We start from the raw sequence: 20,204 nt of genomic DNA, 5'->3' as shown, positions 1-20,204 counted from the left end.
CGTCACGTGTGGTCGGTGGTCATCGCCAGTGCGCGGCCGTCTTCCACATCAGCGGTCAGCGCGGCGATCCGCGCCTGCGCGTACTGGTAGGAATCCGAGCCGAGCAGCTGATTGAGCGGGCCCTTGCCCGCGAGAGCGATCCCGATGATCGCGTCCGCGCCCTTGACCGGGTCGCCGAGCTGATGGCCCTGCAGGTCGAGGTGGTTGCGTGTCATCTCCCGGATCGCCGGATAGGCGTCGACCGTCGCCGCGGGCAGGACGAGTGAATCCGCATTCAGGAAGCTGGTTCGGAAGTATCCGGGCTCCACGATGCTCACGTGTACACCGAACTCGGCCATCTCACCGGCAAGCGCTTCGCTCATCCCGTTGAGGGCGAACTTGCCCGCGCTGTAGAGACCCCATCCGGGCAGGGTGGTCAGACCGAGGATCGACGAGACATTGATGATGTGCCCGCTGCGGGCGGTGCGCAGGTGCGGGATCGCCGCGCGAAGCACGTTCCACGCACCGACGACCTGGACGTCGAGCATCTGACGCACGTCGTCGTCGGACGTCTCCTCGACCGACGCCAGGTAGCCGTATCCGGCGTTGTTGACCACCACGTCGAGACTGCCGAACCGTTCCAGCGTGCGGGCGACCGCGGAATCGACAGCGGCGCCGTCCACCAGGTCCAGTTCCAGCGGCTCCAGATTCTCGGTGCTCACGTCGGTGAGACCGGCCAAGAGTCGTTCGGTCGAACGGCTTGTGGCAGCGACGTTCTCGCCGCGCTCGAGCAGCTGACGGACCAGTTCGAGGCCGAGGCCGCGGGAAGCTCCGGTGACGAACCAGGTGGCCGGTGTGGCAGTGGGGTACGGCATGATCTCTCCTCGTGAGTGGGTGGGCGAGTCGGCGTGAACCCACCGACTGAACCCAGTCTCGCTCGCTCAGAAGGCCGGAAACGGCCCACGACCTGCCCTGCGGGTCCCCGGTCGCGGGAACGTAGGACTGACAGGACCACGCGCAATCACCACAGATTCTGGGAAGATCACACCGTGTCCACCCGCAATCGCGAACTCGCGGACTTTCTCAAACACGCGCGCGGCGCCGTCGACCCTGCGCGGGCCGGCCTCCCCGCCGACGGCAGGATCCGGCGCGTCGCGGGCCTGCGGCGCGAGGAGGTCGCGCTGCTCGCGGGTGTGTCCACCGACTACTACACGCGACTCGAACAAGGTCGGCGCATCACACCCTCGCCCGGTGTGCTCGACGCGATCGCCCGCGCCCTGGATCTCGACTCCACGGGCCGCGCGCATCTGGGACACCTCGTCGGCGCACCGCTGAGCCGTCGTGTCGCCCCGACCGTGCAGCGCGTCCGGCCCGGCCTCTACCAGCTGCTGGACTCGCTGGACGGGACGCCGGCGATGATCCTCGGCCGCTACACCGATGTGCTGGCCACCAACAGACTCGGGCGGGCGCTGATCGCCGACTTCGACCGGATGCGACCGCGTGACCGCAACTACGCCCGCTGGATGTTCCTGACCGCAGAAGCGCGAAACCTGTTCGTGGACTGGGATGTTCAGGCCCGCGCGGCGGTGGAGAACCTGCGGCTCGAGATGGGGAACTCCCCCGGCGATGCGACCACCCGCGCGCTCGTCGACGAGCTCAGCGCGGCGAGTGAGGAGTTCCGGAGCTGGTGGGGTGAGCACAGGGTGTACCAGCGCACCAACGGATCCAAACGGCTGTCCCACCCCGTCGTCGGCGAATTCACCGTCGATTACGAGACGTTCATGATGCCCGGCGACGCCGACCAGACGTTGTTCCTGTTCACCACAGGGGCGGGAACGGCGTCCCGCGAGGCGATGAACCTGTTGATCAGCTGGTCGCTCGCGTCAGCGCAGGTCTAACTGGCGGGAATGAGGTCTGCCGCCACCGACGGGCAGGTCATCATGCCGCAGCGGAAGGTCTCGGTGCGGCCGACGAAGTGGGCCTCGTTGTCGTTGACCGCGGCGAGCGCCTGGGCCTTGAATGCCCTTGCGGCCGCGCTCAGTTCATGACAGACGGCGTCCACGTCGTTGTCGAGGTCGGCCGGACAGCGCTCACCCCACAGCGTCACCTCGGTCATGCCGTGATCGAGCGCGATGCGCACGTGCGCACGGACCCGCTCGTCGCCCTCGATGAGGTCGGCCGCCACCGCGACGGTCTGGGGATGCGGACGGTCGGCCCACGACTCGAGCACCGGTTGCAGCGGCAGCACGGTAGCCCCGAGGATCTCCAACGGCCGCTCGTCCTCCCCCTCGCTGTCGAGCAGCACGGTGACATCCCACCCCGCCATCGACCGGTCGTAAAGCCATCCGCCCGCGAACCGCACGGCATCCCGCACGTTGGGAGAGACGATGTCGAGGCGGTAGCGCATATCGGGCTGTTCGGTCATCTGGTGATCTCCTCGTGCGGCGTCGGTTCGGGGCTGAAGTCGCGGGCCAACATCTCGGCGTATTCCTGGAACACCTCGGCCAGCGGTATCGAAGGGTCGAGTAACCATGAGGTCTCCATTCCGCTGACGAAGGCGAGAATCTCCACGGCCTTGGTGACCGGGTTCAGGTCTTGGCGGTAGCAGCCGGCACGCTGGCCGCGCCGGATGATGTCGGCGACGATGGCTGCGGCGGCCCTCTGGCGTTCGAGCAGACGGTCGTGCAGCGGGGCGTCCGGCGCGATGTTCTCGATCAGCAGCACGGTGAACGTCCCGACGAGTTCGGGTGCGCGCTGGAACCGCTGGGCGACCCTGGTGATCTGCTCGGAGAGGTCACCGGTGCGGTAGTCGGCGTGGGTGGCGTCGTCCATGTCGCGGGCGTCGAGCACCGCGTTGAGCAGTTGCTCCTTGGACTCGAAGTGGTGCAGGAGCCCGGCCGGGGTGACGCCCGCCTCCCTGGCGATCTGGGCGAGCGAGGTGTTGCGCCATCCGTTGCGGGCCAGCAACCGTTCGGCGACCGCGAGTATCCGCTGCCGGCGGTCCTCGCCCTTTGCCAGCAGTGTGGCGTAGGGCCTCGCAGACTCCAGGGCGGACACCGAACTCCTTCGTTCAAACCAACCTAGTGAACACACAGTAGGTAGGTTTTCCCAGTGTGACAAGGGTCTCACTACAACTGGGTTTAGACCGGCGTCACACTGCTGGTCAGGCGCTCAGCAGAGTGCTTAAAGTCCGAGCGACTTGGCGATGATGACCTTCATGACCTCACTGGTGCCCGCGTAGATACGCGCCACCCGGGCGTCGTTGTAGAGGCGGGCGATCGGATACTCCATCATGTAGCCGTAGCCGCCGAACAACTGCAGGCAGCGGTCGACGGCGCGGGCCTGCATCTCGGTGCAGAACAGCTTCACGCGGGCGGCGTCCTCCCGCGACAGCACCCCGTCGACGTGGTCGAGTACGGCGCGGTCGAGCATCGTCTGCGCGGCCTCGATCTCGGTGGACACCGCGGCCAGTTCGAACTTGGTGTTCTGGAACGAGGCCACCGGTGTGCCGAACGCCTTGCGGTTCTTGACGTAGTCGATCGTGGCGTGCAGTGCCGAGCGGGCCTGGGCCACCGAGCCCACTGCGACCGTCAGCCGCTCCTGAGCCAGGTTGTGGCCGAGGTAGCTGAAGGCCTCGCCGTCGGCCCCCAGCAGGTTGGCCGCGGGGACCCGCACATCGGTGAACGACAGCTCCGCGGTGTCCTGGACCTTGCACCCCATCTTCTCGAGCTCCCGGCCGCGGGCGAAGCCGGGCATCCCGTCCTCGACGACGATCAGCGACAGGCCCTTGCGCCGGTTCTCGGGATCGGTCGAGGTGCGCGCCACCACGACGACGAGGTCGGCCTGGATGCCGCCGGTGATGAAGGTCTTGGCGCCGTTGACGATGTAGTCCGCGTCTTGTCCGGAGCCGTCCCGCACCGCGGTGGTGCGCACCCCGGCGAGGTCCGACCCGGTGCCCGGCTCGGTCATCGCGATCGCGGTCAACAGCGTGCCGTCGGCCAGCCCCGGAAACCACCGCCGCCGCTGCTCGTCGTTCGCGTAGTGCAGGAAGTACGGCAGGATCACCTCGAGCTGGGTGCGCACCGTCGATAGTGTCACCAGCGCGCGGGCAGCCTCCTCCTGCAGCACCACGTTGTAGCGGTAGTCGTCGATCCCGGCGCCCCCGTACTCCTCGGGGATCGCCATGCCGAGCATGCCCAGTGCGCCCATCTGCTTGAAGACGTCGCGCGGCATGCGGCCGGCCTTCTCCCACTGCGGGTACTGCGGGACCACCTCCTTCTCGACGAAGTCGCGGGCCAGTTGCCGGAAGGCGTCGTGGTCGTCGGTGAACAGATCTCGGCGCACGCGGTGTCCTCCTGGTCGTCGGAAATGTTCAGGCGATGAGCTCGACGAGGGTCGCGTTGGCTGTGCCGCCGCCCTCGCACATGGTCTGCAGTCCGTACCGAATGCTGTTGTCCCGCATGTGATGCACCATCCGGGTCATCAGCACCGCACCCGAGGCGCCGAGCGGGTGGCCGAGCGCGATCGCCCCGCCCAGCGGGTTGAGCCGCTCCTCGGCCGCACCGGTCTCCGCGAGCCATGCCAGCGGCACCGGCGCGAACGCCTCGTTCACTTCGAACGCACCGATCTCGTCGACGCCGACGCCCGCCTTGTGCAGTACCTTCTCCGTCGCCGGGATGGGCCCGGTGAGCATGAGCACCGGGTCGGCGCCGGCCACCGCTCCCGCGCGGTAGCGCACGATCGGCGTCAACCCCAACTGCACGGCGTTCTCCGCGGTCATCACCAACAGCGCCGCCGCACCGTCGGAGATCTGGGACGAGTTGCCCGCGTGGATCACGCCGTCGTCGCGGAACGCCGGCTTGAGGCCGGCCAGCTTCTCCACCGACGTCCCGCGGCGTACTCCTTCGTCGGCGGTCACCGGCGCACCGTCGCCGGGGAAGACCGGCACGATCTGGGCGCTGAAGGCCTTGTCGTCCTGGGCCGCCGCGGCAAGGGCGTGCGACCGTGCGGAGTATTCGTCGAGGCGGGTCCGCGAGAACCCCCACTTCTCGGCGATCAACTCGGCCGAAATACCTTGGTTGAAGCTGAAATCCCGGTACCGCTCGAGCACCTTGGGCCCGTAGGGCATGCCGGTGGCGCGGGCGGAACCCAGCGGCACCCGGCTCATCACCTCGACCCCGCCGGCGACCACGATGTCCTGCTGTCCCGACATGACCGCGTGCACGGCGAAGTCCAGCGCCTGCTGACTGGAACCGCAGGCCCGGTTCACCGTGGTACCAGGGATGTGCTCGGGCCAGCCCGCGGCCAGGACCGCGAACCGACCGATGTTGCTGGACTGGTCGCCGACCTGGGACACACACCCCCAGATCACGTCGTCGACGACATCGGGGTCGACACCGGCCCGCAGGAGCAGTTCGTTGAGCACGACGGCGGACAGGTCGGCGGCGTGCATATCGGACAGGCCGCCGTTGCGCTTGCCGACGGGCGTGCGGACGGCTTCGACGATCACGGTCTCGCGCATGGGGTGCTCCTGGTTCGTCGTGCGTTATTCGTTCACGCGGGGCGACTATGAATACGCCGGGCCGATGGCGCCCTGCTCGCGCAGCGCGGAGATGTCGTCGACGGACAATCCCAGCCCGCCCAGTATCGCGTCCGTGTGCTGCCCCAGACCGGGCACCGCACCCATGGACTGTTCGAAACCCTCGATCACCGGGGGCGGCAGCAGTGCGGAGATCTCGCCGTTCGGAGTCTCGACCGCACGCCAACGGTCCCGCGCGCTCAGATGCGGATGGGCGACGACTTCACTGGGCCGGTTGTAGCGGGAATTGCCGATGCCCGCATCGTCGGCCTTCTTCTGGATGTGCGCGAGATCGTGCCGGGCACACCAGGATCCGATCGCATCGTTGAGGATGTCTCGGTGCGCGACCCGCTCGGCGTTGGTCGCGAACGCGGGGTCGCCGGCCAGGTCCGGGCGTTCGATGATCTCGCGGGCCAGCCGCTGCCACTCCCGGTCGTTGGTGGTGCCGAGCACCACCGTCTGCTCGTCACGGGTGGGATAGGCCCCGTACGGCGCGACGGCCGGTGAGCTCATGCCCAGCGGTTGCTGGTCGATTCCGGAGTGCTGGGTGTAGGCCAGTTGGTAGCCCATGATGTCGGTCATGGTGTCGAACAGGCTCACCGCGACGGCAGGGGCGGGCCCGGCGCCCGGTTCAGCCGCACCCTTGCGCGCGTAGAGCACCGCCAGGATCGACAGCGCCGAGTACAGCCCGGTGGAGATGTCCGCCACGGGCGGACCCGGTTTGGCCGGCATGTCGGGGTATCCGGTGACCGCACAGGCTCCCGCCTCGGCCTGGATCAGCAGATCGTAGGCGCGTTTGTGCGAGAGTGGTCCGCCCGCGCCGTAGCCGTCGATCTCGACCGGAATGACGTGCGGATGGCGGTGTTTGAGGTCCGTGGCACCGATGCCCATGCGCGCCGTCGCGCCCGGCGCGAGGTTGGACACCAACACGTCGGCGCCGTCGAGCAACCGGTGCAGGACGGCCATACCCGCAGGGGATTTGAGGTCGAGCGTCAGCGATTCCTTGCCGCGGTTGGCCCAGACGAAATGGGCGGCCTGCCCCTTGACCACGTCGTCGTAGTGGCGGGCGAAGTCACCACCGGTCGGGTTCTCCACCTTGATCACCCGCGCACCGAAGTCCGCGAGCACGCGCGTGCACATCGGTGCGGACACCGCCTGTTCGAGCGCCACGACGGTGATGCCGCGCAGCGGCGCCTCTTGAGCCATCACATCACCATGCCACCATCGACCGGAAGCACCTGACCGGTGATGTAGGACGCGGCGTCGGACGCCATGAAAACGAACGCACCGGCGACCTCTTCGGGGCCGGCCCAGCGTTTGAGCGGGATGCGGTTCATCATGTTGGCCGCGAACTTCTCGTTGGTCCGGATGGTCTCCGTCATCGGTGTGGCGGCGAGCGGCGCCAGCGCGTTCACCATGATGTTCTTCGGCGCCAGCTCGCGGGCCAGCGATTTCGTGAAGCCGATGAGCCCGGCCTTGGCCGCCGAATAGTTGACCTGGCCGAGGGTTCCGGTGAGGCCCGCCGCCGAGGTCACGTTGATGATGCGACCCGTGCCGTCGGTGGGGATGTGCGGCAGCGCCGCCTGCGTGCAGTGGAACGTGCCCATCACGTGCACGTCGAAGGTGAGGCGGAAGGTCTCGTCGGTCAGCTTCGGGAACATCGCCGGCGCGGTGACGCCGGCGTTGTTGACCAGGATGTGCAGCGCCCCGCCGCCGAGGCCCGCGGCCTGTGCGGCGGCCGCGTCCGCGGCGGCACGGTCGCCGACGTCGAGTGCACACGAGTCCGCCTTGCCACCCTCGGCACGGATGCGCTCGGCGACCGCCGCGGCGGCGTCCTCAGCGATGTCGGTGACCAGGACCGCCGCCCCGGCCTGCGCGAGGGCGGCGGCGACGGCGGCGCCGATACCGCCACTCGCGCCCGCACCGGTGACCAACGCCGCGCGTCCGGTCAGGTCGAAGTAACCGCTGCTCATGTCAGTAGCTCCTGGGTAGGCCGAGGACGTGGGAACCGAGGAAGTTCAGGATCATCTCCTGGCTGACCGGCGCGATCTTCATCAGCCGGGCCTCGCGGAAGAAGCGCGCGACGTGATACTCCTCGGCGTAACCCATACCGCCGTGGGTTTGCAGCGCGCGGTCCGCCGCGGTGAACCCCGCGTCCGCGCACAGGTATTTGGCCGTATTGGCCTCGCGCCCGCAGGATTTGCCGTTGTCGTAGAGCCAGGTGGCCTTGCGCAGCATCAACTCCGCGGCATCCAGCCGGGCCAGCGAGTCGGCCAGCGGGAACTGGATGCCCTGGTTCATCCCGATCGGCCGGTCGAAGACGTGCCGGTCGTTCGCGTAACGCACGGCCCTGTCGAGTGCCACCCGGCCGATACCGAGGGCCTCGGCGGCGATCAGCATGCGTTCTGGGTTGAGCCCGTCGAGAATGTAGAAGAACCCCTTGCCCTCTTCGCCGACGCGGTCCTCGACCGGAATCCGCAGATCGTCGATGAACAGTTCGTTCGAGCTGACCGCGTTGCGGCCCATCTTCGCGATGGGCCGGATGTCGACGTGCGCGCGGTCGAGGTCGGTCATGAACAGCGTCATACCGTCGGTCTTCTTGGTGACCTCGTCGTACGGCGTCGTGCGGGTGAGCAGCAGGATCTTCTCGGACTCGAGCGCCTTGGAGATCCACACCTTGCGGCCGTTGACGATGTAATGATCGCCGTCGCGCTTCGCGAAGGTGGTGATCCTCGAAGTGTCCAGTCCGGCACCGGGTTCGGTGACGCCGAAGCACACGTGCAGATCGCCGGCGACGATGCGGGGCAGGGTGCGGGCCTTGAGCTCGTCGGAACCGTGTTTGACCACCGGGTGCATGCCGAAGATCGACATGTGGATGGAGCTGGCCGCGTTCATCCCGCCGCCGGAGCGCGCGACCGCTTCGGCGAGCAGTGTGGCCTCGGTGATGCCGAGGCCGTGCCCGCCGCACTCCTCGGGAATCGTCATGCCGAGCCAGCCGCCACCGGCGACAGCGTCGTAGAACTCGGTGGGGAACTCGTGGTTGGAGTCCTTCTCCATCCAGTACTGGTCGTCGAACCTCGCGGCGAGCTCGCTGACCGATTTGTAGATCAGTTGCTGGTCCTCGGTCAGTTCGAAATTCATACCGCCCGACACGTGATTCTCCTCTGTCGTCAGATGAGCACTGCTGCACAGCGATTCACCGGCACGGCCAGTTCTGGTCGCACCGGTGAACGCACCCGCGAGTCAGTCGCGGGCGCCGCTGACCGCCTTGGCGTTGGCCTGGAAGTCGGCGAAGCTGGTCTTCTCGCCATCACGGTGGTGACTCAGTGCCCGGACGGCGACGTCGTGACCTTCCGCGGCCTTACGCAGGGCGCCGACGGTGGCCTGCTCCTTGGGGACGTGCTGGTGAGGCTCGAAGTGGTACCACCGCATCGCGTTCTCGTGGGTGATCTTGTTGATCTCGTCGTCGGGGACCTCGTAGGTGTCGAAGACGGCCATCAATTCCTCCGGCGCACCGGGCCACATCGAATCGCTGTGCGGGTAGTCCATCTCCCAGCAGATGTTGTCGATACCGATCATGTGGCGGTTCTTCACTCCGACCGGATCGGAGATGAAGCACGTCAGGAAGTGGTCGCGGAACACCTCGGAGGGCTTCTTGTCGCCGAAGTTCTGATGCGTCCACGTCGAGTGCATCTCGTAGGTGCGGTCCACCCGGTCGAGGAAGTACGGAATCCACCCCGTGCCACCCTCACTCAACGCGATCTTCAGATCCGGATAGGCCTTGATCGGCGCGGACCACAGCAGATCCGCCGCGGCCTGCACGATGTTCATCGGCTGCAGGGTGATCATCACGTCCATCGGTGCGTCCGGTGCGGTGATCGCGAGCTTGCCCGATGACCCGATGTGGACGTTCATCACGGTGTCGGTGTCGACCAGCGCGTCCCACAACGGCTTCCAGTGCTCCAGATCGTGGAAGCTCGGGTAGCCCAGCGTCGAGGGGTTCTCGGTGAACGTCAGCGAGTGCACCCCTTTCTCCGAAACCCGCCGCACTTCCTTGGCGCACAGTTCGGGATCCCAGATCGCCGGGATCGCCATCGGGATGAACCGGCCGGGATTGCTGCCGCACCACTCGTCGATGTGCCAGTCGTTGTAGGCCTGCACCAGAGCCAACGAGAATTCGGGGTCTTCGGTGGCGAACAACCGCGCGGCGAATCCGGGGAACGACGGGAAGTTCATCGTCGCCAGCACGCCACCGGCGTTCATGTCCTTGACCCGTTCGTTCGGGTCGTAGCAGCCCTTGCGGATCTCGTCGAGGCCCTGGGGTTCGAGGCCGTACTCCTCCTTCGGCCGGCCGGCCACCGCGTTCAGCGCGACGTTGGGGATCACGGTGTCGCGGAACTGCCAGGTGTCGGAGCCGTCGGGGTTGTGCACCAGCCGCGGCGCGTCGTTGACGTACTTCTCGGGCAGGTGATTCTTGAACATGCCCGGCGGTTCGATGATGTGATCGTCAACGCTGATGAGAATCATGTCGTCGTGCTTCACGGCGGTGTCCTTCCGTTGGGGCGGCGACCCCGGTGCTCGAGCGTTCTCCTGCTCAGAAAACTATCTTCTCACTGCAGGAGAATCAATGTCGGTGGACAATTGCCGCAGTCCGCGGCGGATGGCGCGACCGTCTACCCACGGCAGGCGAGAGCCGGTCTATTGACCATCCTACGCCCGATGTGAAAACCTGTTAGGCAGAAATGAGAACCCGATTCTCACCTGGGAGAGGAGACGCCCGTGCGCCTGGCCCCGTTGCCGGCGGATCAGTGGGATGACGACGTGCGGCGCGCGCTGTCGGTGATGCTTCCCGAGGAGCGGCTCAACCCGGCGGGCGCGGGGAACCTGTTGTCGACGCTCGCCCGTCACCCCAGCCTGACCCGTGCGTTCCTGCGCTTCAACGTCCACCTGCTGTTCCGTTCGACGCTTCCGCCCCGCCTACGTGAACTGGCGATCCTGCGCGTCGCCCACCTCCTCGGGTCCGAGTACGAGTGGGCACACCACGTCGCGATGGGCAAGGAGGTCGGGCTGACCGACACCGCCATCGCCGGTGCCGCCGGCGGCCACGGCGCCGACGAACTCGACCAGGCGGTTCTCGACGCGGTGGACCAACTGCAGCAGAAGGCGAACATCTCCGATCAGACGTGGGCCGAACTCAGTGCCCATCTCGACGAGCGCCAGCGCATGGATCTCGTCTTCACCATCGGCTGCTATGGCGCGCTCGCCATGGCGATCAACACATTCGGCGTAGAACCCGACCAGGAGAGGTAACGAACCGTGGCACATTTTCCGAAGCCGGCCGCCGGTAGCTGGACAGAGAATTGGCCGGAACTCGGCACCGCGCCGGTGAACTACGAGGACTCCGTCGACCCGGAGCACTTCAAGCTCGAGCAGCAGGCGATCTTCAAGAAAACCTGGCTCAAGGTGGGCCGCGTTGAGCAACTCCCCAAGAAGGGCAGCTACTTCACCCGCGAAATGCCGTGCGCCGGGCCTGGCACCTCGGTGGTCATCGTCAAGGGCACCGACAACGAGGTGCGGGCGTTCTACAACTTCTGCCGGCACCGCGGCAACAAGCTGGTGTGGTCGGACTTCCCGGGCGAGGAGGTGGCCGGCTCATGCCGTCAGTTCGTGTGCAAGTACCACGCGTGGCGCTACGACCTCAAAGGTGACCTGACGTTCGTCCAGCAGGAAGGGGAGTTCTTCGACCTCGACAAGTCGCAGTACGGTCTGGTCCCTGTCCGCTGCGAGGTGTGGGAAGGCTTCATCTTCATCAACTTCGACAAAGACGCGGCGCCGTTGCGTGAGCACCTGGGCGATTTCGCCGAGGGCCTCGAGGGCTACCCGTTCCACGAGATGACCGAGCATTACAGCTACCGCTCGGAGATCAACGCGAACTGGAAGCTGTTCATCGACGCGTTCACCGAGTTCTACCACGCGCCGATCCTGCACATGAAGCAGGCGGCGAAGGAGGAAGCCGAGAAGCTCGCGGAGTGGGGCTTCGAGGCACTGGCCTACGACATCAAGGGCGACCATTCGATGGTCTCGTCGTGGGGCGGGATGAGCCCACCCAAGGATCTGAACATGGTCAAGCCCATCGAGCGGATCCTGCACAGCGGTCTGTTCGGTCCGTGGGACCGCCCCGACATCAAGGGCATCCTGCCAGAAGAGTTGCCGCCGGCGATCAATCCGGGCCGCCACAAGACCTGGGGCACAGACTCGTTCGAGTTCTTCCCCAACTTCACGCTGCTGTTCTGGGCGCCGGGCTGGTACCTCACCTACAACTACTGGCCGACCGCGGTGGACAAGCACATCTTCGAGGCCGACCTCTACTTCGTGCCGCCGAAGAACCTCCGTGAGCGGCTGTCCCAGGAACTCGCCGCGGTGACGTTCAAGGAGTACGCGTTCCAGGACGCCAACACCCTCGAGGCCACGCAGACGCAGATCGGCACCAGGGTGGTCATGGACTTCCCGCTGTGCGACCAGGAGATCCTGCTGCGTCACCTGCACATGACGGCTCACCAGTACGTGGATCGCTACAAGGCGTCGCTGGCCAACGGCAGTGTCACGAACGGACAGCACGCCGCGACCGAAGCGAAGGACGAAGCGCATGTCTAAGTTGCCCGAAGAGTTCGCCGATCTGGAGCGCTTCGCCGACTGGTGTCTGCCGACCGAGGAGGAGCGGTACGCCAAGCGCCTGGCCTCGACGATGGACGAGATGCAGGAGCTGTACGACGCAGGCATGGCGCGTCTCGAGGACATCATGGTCTACGTCGACGCGCGATTCCCGCTCAAGGGGATGCCGGAGGACGCGAAGGCGCTGGTGCATCTGGGCCAGTCGATCGTCATGGTCAGCTTCCCCGTCGAGGTGTGGAAGCAGCCGCGCGTACTCGACAGCGGCGCCTCGTACATCAAGCTGATCAAGGAGCCGGTGGTCTAGAGGTGCGCACCGCATCGCCGAGACTACGGTTTCTGAGGAAAATCGACCGGAATGCGTCAACAACCGTAGTCTCGGCGCGAACATGCTGACGCTCAAGGCAGCCGGATACGTCGACGTCGACGCCGGCGAGATCGTGCGGCCCGGTGTCGTCACCGTCGACGGCGACCGGATCGTGTCCGTGGGCGGCGATGTGCCCGACGGCGCCGAGGTCATCGACCTCGGCGACTCGGTTCTGCTGCCCGGCCTGATGGACATGGAGGTCAACCTCCTGATGGGCGGACGCGGGGAGAATCCGGGTCTGTCGCAGGTGCAGGACGATCCGCCGACCCGGGTGCTGCGGGCGGTCGGCAATGCCCGGCGCACCCTGCGCGCCGGATTCACCACCGTGCGCAACCTCGGGTTGTTCGTCAAGACCGGCGGATACCTGCTCGACGTCGCGCTGGGCAAGGCCATCGACGCCGGCTGGATCGACGGGCCCCGGGTGGTTCCGGCCGGCCACGCCATCACCCCCACCGGCGGACACCTCGACCCGACGATGTTCGCCGCGTTCATGCCCGGGGCACTCGAGTTGACGGTCGAGGAGGGCATCGCCAACGGCGTCGACGAGGTCCGCAAGGCGGTGCGTTACCAGATCAAACACGGCGCGCAGCTGATCAAGGTCTGCGTATCCGGCGGGGTGATGTCGTTGACCGGAGAAGCAGGCGCTCAACACTATTCGGACGAGGAACTACGGGCCATCGTCGACGAGGCGCACCGGCGCGGGCTCCGCGTCGCCGCCCACACCCACGGCGCCGAAGCCGTCAAGCATGCGGTCGCGTGCGGCATCGACTGCATCGAACACGGCTTCCTGATGGATGACGAGGCCATCCAGATGCTCGTCGACAACGACCGCTTCCTGGTGACCACCCGCCGCCTGGCCCAGGCGATGGACGTCTCGAAGGCTCCGAAGGTGCTGCAGGACAAGGCCGCCGAGATGTTCCCGAAGGCGAAGACGTCGATCAAGGCCGCCTATGAGGCCGGGGTGAAGATCGCCGTCGGCACCGATGCGCCCGCGATCCCCCACGGCCGCAACGCCGACGAACTCGTCACCCTCGTGGAGTGGGGTATGACGCCCGCGGCGGTGCTGCGGGCTGCGACGGTCGTGGCCGCCGACCTGATCAACGTAACCGACCGCGGCCGGCTGGCGGAGGGCCTGCTCGCCGACATCATCGCCGTACCGGGAGATCCGTTGTCGGACATCACCGTCACGCAGAACGTCAACTTCGTCATGAAAGGCGGGAAGGTCTTCAAGAATGACAGTGCACACTAGCGAGTCACGCATCGCAGACCTCGTCGAGATCCAGCAGGTGCTGGCGAAGTACGCCGTCACCATCACCCAGGGCGACGTCGACGGCCTGGTATCGGTGTTCACCCCCGACGGCACCTACAGCGCGTTCGGCTCCACCTACACGCTGGCCCGCTTCCCCGAACTCGTCGACGCCGCGCCCAAGGGGCTGTTCATGACCGGGACGTCGCTGGTACACCTCGACACCGACGACCCCGACAAGGCGACCGGCACCCAACCGTTGTGCTTCATCGAGCACTCCCAACACGATATGCGCATCGGCTATTACAACGACACCTATCTCCGGACCGAGGACGGCTGGCGGCTGCGGACCCGCGCGATGACGTTCATCCGGCGCAACGGCGACCACGACTCCGGCCGCCCCCACGCAATAGGAAGGCCCGAGGCGGGATGACAGACCTGTTGGAGCCGGCCGCATTCCGCACGGCACTTCGGACCTGGCTCGAGGAGAACTCGGACATGGTCGAGCCCTCCCCTCCCGCCGACCACTCGCTGCACGGCCACATGCGCCAGTTCGCCCGGGTGCAGCGGGCGCTCTACGACGCCGGCTGGATGCGCTACGGCTGGCCCGAGCGGGCCGGCGGACTCGGCGGGCCGGAGATTCTGCGCGCCATCGTCGGCGAGGAGGTGGTTGGCCGCCGCCTGGCCGAGCCGGGCCCGTATTCGATGCTCGAGGTCCTGGCGCCGACGATGATCGACTACGCGTCAGACGAACTGGCCGCCGAGATGGTGCCGAAACTGCTCAGCGGCGAAGAGCAGTGGTGTCAGGGCTTTTCAGAGCCGGGCGCCGGCAGCGACCTGGCATCGCTGAGCACCCGGGCAGTACAGGATGCGGAGGGTGAGCGCTACATCATCAATGGGCAGAAGGTGTGGACCAGCTTCGCCCAGTACTCGCACCGCTGCATCCTGCTCGCCCGCACCGGCGATGCGGACACCCCAGACCACGAGGCGATCACGGCGTTCTTCGTCGATCTCGACACGCCGGGAATCACGGTGCGCCCGTTGCACACCATGCACGGCGTCGACGAGTTCTGCGAGGTGTACTTCGACGACGTGGCGGTCGATGCGAACCGCATGCTCGGCAGGCCCGGCGACGGCTGGCGGCTGGCCATGGATCTGCTGCCCTACGAACGCTCGACGTGCTTCTGGCAGCGCATCGCCTATTTGTACTCGCGGCTCGACGCGCTGGTCCAGGATGTCAAGGGAATCGGCCAGGCCGCGGATTCGGATGTGGGCGAGGCGTATCTGGCATTGCACACGTTGCGCTGCCGTTCCCGGGCCACTCAGCTCCGGCTGGCCGAGGGGCACAAGCTGGGGCCGGAGACCTCCATCGACAAGGTGCTGCTCGCCGGAGCCGAACAGCGGCTCTACGACGTCGCACGTGATCTGATGCCCGGCACCGTCGAACTGGACGACACCGATTGGCGCACCGAGTACCTGTACTCGCGGGCGGCGACCATCTACGGCGGTACCGCGGAAGTGCAGCGGAACATCATCGCCCGGCGCCTGCTGAACCTCGGGAAGGAATGACGATGGCCCCCGGAATGGATTCGGACTCGATCGGATTGCTCGAGGACGGCCTGCGCAAGACCATGCTGTCACTCTCGGGCGCCGAGCTGGACGCGGCGCTGGCCGACATGGGCTGGGCGGACATGCTGTCGGACATGTCCGAGCAGTCGATACCGCTGGTCTTCCGGCTACTGGGCGAGACCGGCTCGCACGCATCGATTCTCAACGACGTGGTGATGTTGACCGCAAGCGGCGAGCCCGGCGGCACCCCGGCGCTACCGTACGCGGGAGGCGGATGGGTCGTATGGGATTACGCCGCGGCGGACGACAGCACGGCGCTCGGCGGGCTGCCGCTGCGCCGGGTCGAGGAGGGTGGGCATCCTCGCCTCCCCGATGCCCGTCGCGCCGTGGGGTGGTGGCTGGTCGGATCCGCCCGGGCCATGCTGACGCTGGCCTGCCGGCACGCACAGGACCGGGTGCAGTTCGGCCGGCCGATCGCACAGTTCCAGGCGGTGCGGCACCGGCTGGCCGAGACGTTGGTGGCGATCGAGGGTGCCGAGGCGACCCTGGAGCTGCCCGGCTCGGAGAACCCCGACCTGACCGCGCTGCTGGCGAAGGCCGCCGCGGGGAAAGCGGCACTGACGGCGGCGAAGAACTGCCAGCAGGTGCTCGCCGGAATCGGATTCACCGCCGAGCACGAACTCCATGTGCATGTGAAGCGAGCCCTGGTGCTCGACGGATTGCTGGGCAGCTCGAGGGAACTCTCCCGTAGGGCCGGAGCGGGGCTGCGGGCGCGAGGCTCGACGCCCCGGTTGGCGAACCTCTAGAAGTAGTCGCCGCTCGGCGAGGTGACCCGCTACTTGACGGTGCTCTTCATCTGCTCGAGGTTGACCAGCACCGGCCATCCGCCCACGCTCAGCGCGTTGCCGTGCCCGGTCTGGTGGATGTCGAACACCGACTGGATCGCGGCGTAGAAACCCTGCACGTCGAGGGTCTGGTTGACCGCGCGTTTGGCCTGCCGCAGCGCGAACGGCGGCATCGCGGCGATCTGCTCGGCCAGCGCGCGGGTCTCGGCGTCGAGGTCGTCGCGGGGCACCACGCGGTTGACCATGCCGGTGCGTTCGGCCTCCTCGGCGGTCAGCGGCCGCCCGGTGAACAGGATCTCCTTGGCCTTGCGCGCCCCTAATTCCCAAGTGTGCCCGTGGTATTCGACGCCGCCGATGCCCATCAGCGCGACCGGATCGGAGAACAGGGCGTCGTCGGCGGCCAGTATCAGGTCGCACGGCCAGCACAGCATCAGCCCACCGGAGATGCAGCGGCCCTGCACCGCGGCGATCGACGGCTTCGGCACGTTGCGCCACCGCAGCGTGTACTCGAGGTACCGCTTCGACTCGTGGGCGATGATGAATTCGAGCGTGATCTTGTCCGGCACCGGGCCGCCACCCCGCAGATCGTGACCCGCCGAGAAGTGTTTCCCGTTGGCGCGCAAGACGATCACCACCACGTCAGGGTCCTCGGCGGCGCGGGTCCACGCCGCGTCGAGTTCGTCGAGCAGTTCGGTGTTCTGGGCGTTGGCGACCTCGGGCCGGTTCAGCGAGATGGTCGCGATCCGGTCGGCGACCTCGTAGTCGATGTACACGTGTCTCCTCTAGCTCCTGGGTAACCCGAGCAGTCGCTGGGCGATGATGTTGCGCTGGATTTCTGACGTGCCGCCGGCGATGGTGCCGGCGAAGCTGCGGGTGTAGCGCTCGAACCAACCGCACGAGTAGGCGTCGAGGTTGAGCGGGGTCCACGGCCCGACGGTGGTGGGGTGGGGCAGGCCGTCCGTCCCGGCCGCGGCCAGTGCGTGTTCGGTGGCCGTCTGCCCGGTTTCGGACCCGAGCAGCTTGAGTACCGACAGTGCCGCCGCGTCCTCGGCGCCCCTGGCGGCCCGGGCGAGCGCGACCGAACCGAGCAGCCGCAACGCCATCGAGTCCATGACCATGGTGGCGTAGTGGTCACGGTCCAGCGGGGTGCGGACCGGGAAGTCGTCGAGCAGATCCTGCAGGCGATCGGCGTAGCTCAGCCACAGCATCGTGCGTTCGTGCCCGAGTGATCCGTTCGCCACCCGCCAGCCGTCGTTCTCCGGACCGATCAGGTTCTCCGCCGGCACCTCGACGTCGGTGAAGAACACCTCGTTGAAATCGAGTTCCTCCGCGTCACAGATCGACGCGAACGGACGGCGGACGACACCGGGGGAATCGGTGGGGATCATCAGCACGCTGATGCCGCGGTGTTTGGCCGCGTCCGGATCGGTGCGCACGAACGTCAGGATCACGTCCGCCTCGTTCGCCCCCGACGTCCAGACCTTCTGACCGTCGACCATGAAGTGCCCGGAGCCAGGGGCGCGCACGGCCCGGGTGCGCAGCGACGCGAGGTCGGATCCGGCGCCCGGTTCGCTCATCCCCAGGGCGGCGGTGATCTCCGCGCGCAGGATCGGCACCGCCCACTTCTGCTGTTGTTCGGGCGTGCCGAAGGAGATCAGCGACGCCGCGATGATCCCCACGCCCTGGGGGTTGAAGCTGTGGTAGATGCGCCGCCGCGACAGTTCGAGTTGGTGGACGTACTGCTGCAGGACGGTGGCGTTCCTGCCGCCGAATTCGGGCGGGTGGCCGGGCAGCAGCCAGCCGTTGTCGAACAGCAGGCGCTGCCAGCCGCGGGCCCAGTCCGGGACGTCGGCGGAGGACCGCGGGCGCTGCGCCGCCTCGGTCTCGTCAGGCTGATGGGCGTCCAGGAATGCGACGAACTCGGCCCGGAACGCTTCGACGTCGGCGTCGAAAGTCAGCTGCACGGCACTCCCGGGTTTACTCTCTGGGGAAACGCTTCTCTAATGCCCAATGCGAGAATACTATTCTCGCCATGAGGAAGGCACAATCTCAGGCACGTTGGTCGCGAGGGGGGCTAGGACCGCAATGCCAAGGCGTTCTCCGGTACAGTTCATTCATGTTCTCCCTACCCGGCCAGGTCACGAGCTGCCGGTGAGCACCCCCAGCGAAGAGCCGGCCTGGAAGCAGCGGGCTGTCGAGCGGTCGATCAAGACCGCCAAACTGCGCGCGGCGCAACGTGTTCAGCGTTTCCTCGATGCCGCCCAGGCGATCATCATCGAAAAGGGCAGCACGGATTTCACCGTGCAGGAGGTCGTCGACCGGTCACGTCAGTCGCTTCGCAGTTTCTACCTGCAGTTCGACGGTAAGCACGAACTGCTTCTGGCGCTGTTCGAGGATGCGCTGAGCCGCTCGGCCGACCAGATCCGCGCGGCCACCGCCAGCCACACCGATCCGATCGAGCGGCTCAAAGTGGCCGTCCAGCTGCTTTTCGAGACCTCGCGCCCCGATCCCGCCGCCAAGCGGCCGCTGTTCACAGACTTCGCCCCGCGCCTGCTGGTCTCGCATCCCACCGAGGTGAAGGTGGCCCACGCCCCGCTCCTCGTACTGCTGGCCGAGTTGATGGAGGACGCCAGCGCCGCCGGTGAGCTCCGCGACGGCATCAACCCGAAGCGGATGGCCGCGATGACGATGCAGACGGTCATGTTCGTCGCCCAGTCCAGTGGCGGCGCCGACGACGTATCCGTCCATCCGATCAGCGCCGACGAGGTCTGGGACTTCGTCGCCCACGGTTTCGCCCGGATCTAACAAGCCTCGCCACCGCCCGCGCGCCACCCTTCCTCATCGGCGTCGCGGTGCTTTGTGCATTCTCCCCGGAAATGCCGTTCTTCTAAGCGGATAGTACAAATTGCCCGATCCGAGTGTGACATTGACACAATGGTATGCCGGTGAGAAAGTGCTGAGCAGGTGCCCAGCGGACCGGTCGGACACGCAGCGCGACCGATCCAGACGTGACGAACGAGAATCGAGGAACCGATGGCAGGACGCGTAGAAGGCAAGGTCGCATTCATCACGGGCGCGGCCCGCGGACAGGGCCGGGCACACGCGGTGCGGCTGGCACAAGAGGGTGCCGACATCATCGCCGTCGACATCTGCAAGCAGATCGACAGCGTCCGGATCCCGCTCGCGACGCCGGAGGATCTGGCCGAGACCGCGGACATGGTCAAGAACCTCGATCGCCGCATCTATACCGCCGAGGTCGACACCCGCGACTTCGAGGGGCTCAAGGCCGCGGTCGACGCCGGCGTCGAGCAGTTCGGCCGGCTCGACATCATCGTGGCCAACGCCGGAATCGGCAACGGCGGCGAGACGCTGGACAAGACCAGCGAAGGCGACTGGGAAGACATGATCGACGTCAACCTGGGCGGCGTGTGGAAGACCGTCAAGGCCGGTGTGCCGCACCTTCTGGCGGGCGGGCGTGGCGGCTCGATCATCCTCACCAGCTCGGTCGGCGGACTCAAGGCCTACCCGCACACCGGTCACTACGTGGCAGCAAAACATGGTGTGGTGGGTCTCATGCGGACGTTCGCCGTCGAGTTGGGCGCCCAGAACATCCGCGTGAACTCCGTGCATCCGACCAACGTGAACACGCCGTTGTTCATGAACGACGGCACCATGAGGCTCTTCCGTCCCGATCTGGAGAACCCGGGCCCCGACGATATGAAGGTCGTCGGAGAAATGATGCACACCCTGCCGATCGGCTGGGTCGAGCCGGAGGACATCGCCAACGCGGTGCTGTTCCTGGCCTCTGACGAGGCCCGCTACATCACCGGTGTCACACTGCCTGTCGACGGCGGCAGCTGCCTGAAGTAGCCCGCGCTCTCCGCCGACCGGGGACCTCACCACGGGTGGGTCCCCGGTTCGCGTCGTACGCCGAGCGCCCATTCCAGCGAA

Annotated in this window: 21 protein-coding genes; 10 read left to right on the top strand and 11 right to left on the bottom strand. The window is 66.9% G+C overall.

The features are described 5' to 3' along the window. Positions 1-2: 2 nt before the first annotated feature. Entirely contained in the window at positions 3-854 is an 852-nt protein-coding gene (locus tag I7X18_RS09320; protein ID WP_193046992.1) for an SDR family NAD(P)-dependent oxidoreductase, read from the bottom strand. A gap of 174 nt (positions 855-1,028) precedes the next feature. On the opposite strand from I7X18_RS09320, the gene I7X18_RS09315 reads away from it, so the two are divergent. Beyond that, complete coding sequence (locus I7X18_RS09315; protein ID WP_193046991.1) at positions 1,029-1,877, top strand: helix-turn-helix domain-containing protein; 849 nt, start codon at positions 1,029-1,031, stop codon at positions 1,875-1,877. On the opposite strand, the gene I7X18_RS09310 is transcribed toward I7X18_RS09315, so the two are convergent. The 8 genes from I7X18_RS09310 to I7X18_RS09275 all read right to left on the bottom strand — a co-directional run bounded on the left by I7X18_RS09310 (position 1,874) and on the right by I7X18_RS09275 (position 10,099). Further along, the gene (locus I7X18_RS09310) at positions 1,874-2,386 is read right to left on the bottom strand and encodes a hypothetical protein (protein WP_193047278.1); all 513 of its coding nucleotides are present in this window, start codon (positions 2,384-2,386) and stop codon (positions 1,874-1,876) included. The two genes, I7X18_RS09315 and I7X18_RS09310, sit on opposite strands and share 4 nt — an antisense overlap. A 14-nt stretch (positions 2,387-2,400) precedes the next feature. After that, a complete protein-coding gene (locus I7X18_RS09305; protein ID WP_193047277.1) occupies positions 2,401-3,027 on the bottom strand; it encodes a TetR/AcrR family transcriptional regulator in 627 nt (208 codons plus the stop codon). Between the two features lie 135 nt (positions 3,028-3,162). After that, the gene (locus tag I7X18_RS09300; protein WP_193046990.1) at positions 3,163-4,323 is read right to left on the bottom strand and encodes an acyl-CoA dehydrogenase family protein; all 1,161 of its coding nucleotides are present in this window, start codon (positions 4,321-4,323) and stop codon (positions 3,163-3,165) included. A 28-nt stretch (positions 4,324-4,351) separates the two neighbouring features. Beyond that, the gene (locus tag I7X18_RS09295) at positions 4,352-5,500 is read right to left on the bottom strand and encodes a thiolase family protein (RefSeq protein WP_193046989.1); all 1,149 of its coding nucleotides are present in this window, start codon (positions 5,498-5,500) and stop codon (positions 4,352-4,354) included. Between the two features lie 45 nt (positions 5,501-5,545). Further along, on the bottom strand, positions 5,546-6,763 hold the full coding sequence (locus I7X18_RS09290; RefSeq protein WP_193046988.1) for a CaiB/BaiF CoA transferase family protein: 1,218 nt from the start codon (positions 6,761-6,763) through the stop codon (positions 5,546-5,548). Further along, complete coding sequence (locus I7X18_RS09285; protein ID WP_193046987.1) at positions 6,763-7,530, bottom strand: SDR family NAD(P)-dependent oxidoreductase; 768 nt, start codon at positions 7,528-7,530, stop codon at positions 6,763-6,765. Before I7X18_RS09285 ends, I7X18_RS09290 begins: the two co-directional genes overlap by 1 nt. Before the next feature lies 1 nt (position 7,531). Further along, a complete protein-coding gene (locus I7X18_RS09280; RefSeq protein WP_193047276.1) occupies positions 7,532-8,698 on the bottom strand; it encodes an acyl-CoA dehydrogenase family protein in 1,167 nt (388 codons plus the stop codon). Positions 8,699-8,800: 102 nt separating this feature from the next. Then, the gene (locus tag I7X18_RS09275; RefSeq protein WP_193046986.1) at positions 8,801-10,099 is read right to left on the bottom strand and encodes an amidohydrolase family protein; all 1,299 of its coding nucleotides are present in this window, start codon (positions 10,097-10,099) and stop codon (positions 8,801-8,803) included. A gap of 237 nt (positions 10,100-10,336) precedes the next feature. Here I7X18_RS09275 and I7X18_RS09270 point away from each other — a divergent pair, with 237 nt between their 5' ends. The 7 genes from I7X18_RS09270 to I7X18_RS09240 all read left to right on the top strand — a co-directional run bounded on the left by I7X18_RS09270 (position 10,337) and on the right by I7X18_RS09240 (position 16,214). Then, a complete protein-coding gene (locus I7X18_RS09270; protein WP_193046985.1) occupies positions 10,337-10,867 on the top strand; it encodes a carboxymuconolactone decarboxylase family protein in 531 nt (176 codons plus the stop codon). Positions 10,868-10,873: 6 nt separating this feature from the next. Next, on the top strand, positions 10,874-12,211 hold the full coding sequence (locus tag I7X18_RS09265) for an aromatic ring-hydroxylating oxygenase subunit alpha (protein WP_193046984.1): 1,338 nt from the start codon (positions 10,874-10,876) through the stop codon (positions 12,209-12,211). Next, positions 12,204-12,533, top strand: a complete 330-nt coding sequence (locus tag I7X18_RS09260) for a hypothetical protein (protein WP_193046983.1) — start codon at positions 12,204-12,206, stop codon at positions 12,531-12,533. Before I7X18_RS09265 ends, I7X18_RS09260 begins: the two co-directional genes overlap by 8 nt. Positions 12,534-12,615: 82 nt before the next feature. Next, positions 12,616-13,842, top strand: a complete 1,227-nt coding sequence (locus tag I7X18_RS09255) for a metal-dependent hydrolase family protein (protein ID WP_193046982.1) — start codon at positions 12,616-12,618, stop codon at positions 13,840-13,842. Then, positions 13,826-14,272: a nuclear transport factor 2 family protein gene (locus I7X18_RS09250; protein WP_193046981.1), complete on the top strand. Its 447-nt coding sequence runs from the start codon at positions 13,826-13,828 to the stop codon at positions 14,270-14,272. Before I7X18_RS09255 ends, I7X18_RS09250 begins: the two co-directional genes overlap by 17 nt. After that, on the top strand, positions 14,269-15,408 hold the full coding sequence (locus tag I7X18_RS09245; protein ID WP_193046980.1) for an acyl-CoA dehydrogenase family protein: 1,140 nt from the start codon (positions 14,269-14,271) through the stop codon (positions 15,406-15,408). The genes I7X18_RS09250 and I7X18_RS09245 overlap by 4 nt, the downstream gene beginning before the upstream one ends. Before the next feature lie 2 nt (positions 15,409-15,410). Continuing rightward, entirely contained in the window at positions 15,411-16,214 is an 804-nt protein-coding gene (locus I7X18_RS09240) for an acyl-CoA dehydrogenase family protein (RefSeq protein ID WP_226863878.1), read from the top strand. Between the two features lie 29 nt (positions 16,215-16,243). Here I7X18_RS09240 and I7X18_RS09235 read toward each other — a convergent pair whose 3' ends face one another. Together I7X18_RS09235 and I7X18_RS09230 are read right to left on the bottom strand one after the other, a co-directional pair. Then, complete coding sequence (locus tag I7X18_RS09235; RefSeq protein WP_193046979.1) at positions 16,244-17,026, bottom strand: enoyl-CoA hydratase; 783 nt, start codon at positions 17,024-17,026, stop codon at positions 16,244-16,246. Between the two features lie 9 nt (positions 17,027-17,035). Beyond that, entirely contained in the window at positions 17,036-18,217 is a 1,182-nt protein-coding gene (locus I7X18_RS09230; protein WP_193046978.1) for an acyl-CoA dehydrogenase family protein, read from the bottom strand. Between the two features lie 121 nt (positions 18,218-18,338). Between I7X18_RS09230 and I7X18_RS09225 the strand changes: the two genes are divergently transcribed. Both I7X18_RS09225 and I7X18_RS09220 read left to right on the top strand, forming a co-directional pair. Further along, entirely contained in the window at positions 18,339-19,058 is a 720-nt protein-coding gene (locus I7X18_RS09225) for a TetR/AcrR family transcriptional regulator (protein WP_193046977.1), read from the top strand. Positions 19,059-19,286: 228 nt separating this feature from the next. Further along, the gene (locus tag I7X18_RS09220) at positions 19,287-20,123 is read left to right on the top strand and encodes a mycofactocin-coupled SDR family oxidoreductase (RefSeq protein WP_193046976.1); all 837 of its coding nucleotides are present in this window, start codon (positions 19,287-19,289) and stop codon (positions 20,121-20,123) included. Positions 20,124-20,204 lie beyond the last annotated feature (81 nt).

It is taken from the genome of Mycolicibacterium baixiangningiae (assembly GCF_016313185.1).
GTDB classification, from domain to species: Bacteria; Actinomycetota; Actinomycetes; order Mycobacteriales; family Mycobacteriaceae; genus Mycobacterium; species Mycobacterium baixiangningiae.
Note: the sequence above shows the minus strand (reverse complement) of the source record. Positions and strands in the feature narration are given on the sequence as shown.

Bases quoted from the DNA above. Each gene is read 5' to 3' on its own strand.
- I7X18_RS09320 (WP_193046992.1), bottom strand. From the start codon at position 854: ATGCCGTACCCCACTGCCACACCGGCCACCTGGTTCGTCACCGGAGCT.
- I7X18_RS09310 (WP_193047278.1), bottom strand. From the start codon at position 2,386: ATGCGCTACCGCCTCGACATCGTCTCTCCCAACGTGCGGGATGCCGTG.
- I7X18_RS09295 (WP_193046989.1), bottom strand. From the start codon at position 5,500: ATGCGCGAGACCGTGATCGTCGAAGCCGTCCGCACGCCCGTCGGCAAG.
- I7X18_RS09290 (WP_193046988.1), bottom strand. From the start codon at position 6,763: ATGGCTCAAGAGGCGCCGCTGCGCGGCATCACCGTCGTGGCGCTCGAA.
- I7X18_RS09285 (WP_193046987.1), bottom strand. From the start codon at position 7,530: ATGAGCAGCGGTTACTTCGACCTGACCGGACGCGCGGCGTTGGTCACC.
- I7X18_RS09280 (WP_193047276.1), bottom strand. From the start codon at position 8,698: ATGAATTTCGAACTGACCGAGGACCAGCAACTGATCTACAAATCGGTC.
- I7X18_RS09260 (WP_193046983.1), top strand. From the start codon at position 12,204: ATGTCTAAGTTGCCCGAAGAGTTCGCCGATCTGGAGCGCTTCGCCGAC.
- I7X18_RS09255 (WP_193046982.1), top strand. From the start codon at position 12,616: ATGCTGACGCTCAAGGCAGCCGGATACGTCGACGTCGACGCCGGCGAG.
- I7X18_RS09250 (WP_193046981.1), top strand. From the start codon at position 13,826: ATGACAGTGCACACTAGCGAGTCACGCATCGCAGACCTCGTCGAGATC.
- I7X18_RS09245 (WP_193046980.1), top strand. From the start codon at position 14,269: ATGACAGACCTGTTGGAGCCGGCCGCATTCCGCACGGCACTTCGGACC.
- I7X18_RS09240 (WP_226863878.1), top strand. From the start codon at position 15,411: ATGGCCCCCGGAATGGATTCGGACTCGATCGGATTGCTCGAGGACGGC.
- I7X18_RS09225 (WP_193046977.1), top strand. From the start codon at position 18,339: ATGCCAAGGCGTTCTCCGGTACAGTTCATTCATGTTCTCCCTACCCGG.
- I7X18_RS09220 (WP_193046976.1), top strand. From the start codon at position 19,287: ATGGCAGGACGCGTAGAAGGCAAGGTCGCATTCATCACGGGCGCGGCC.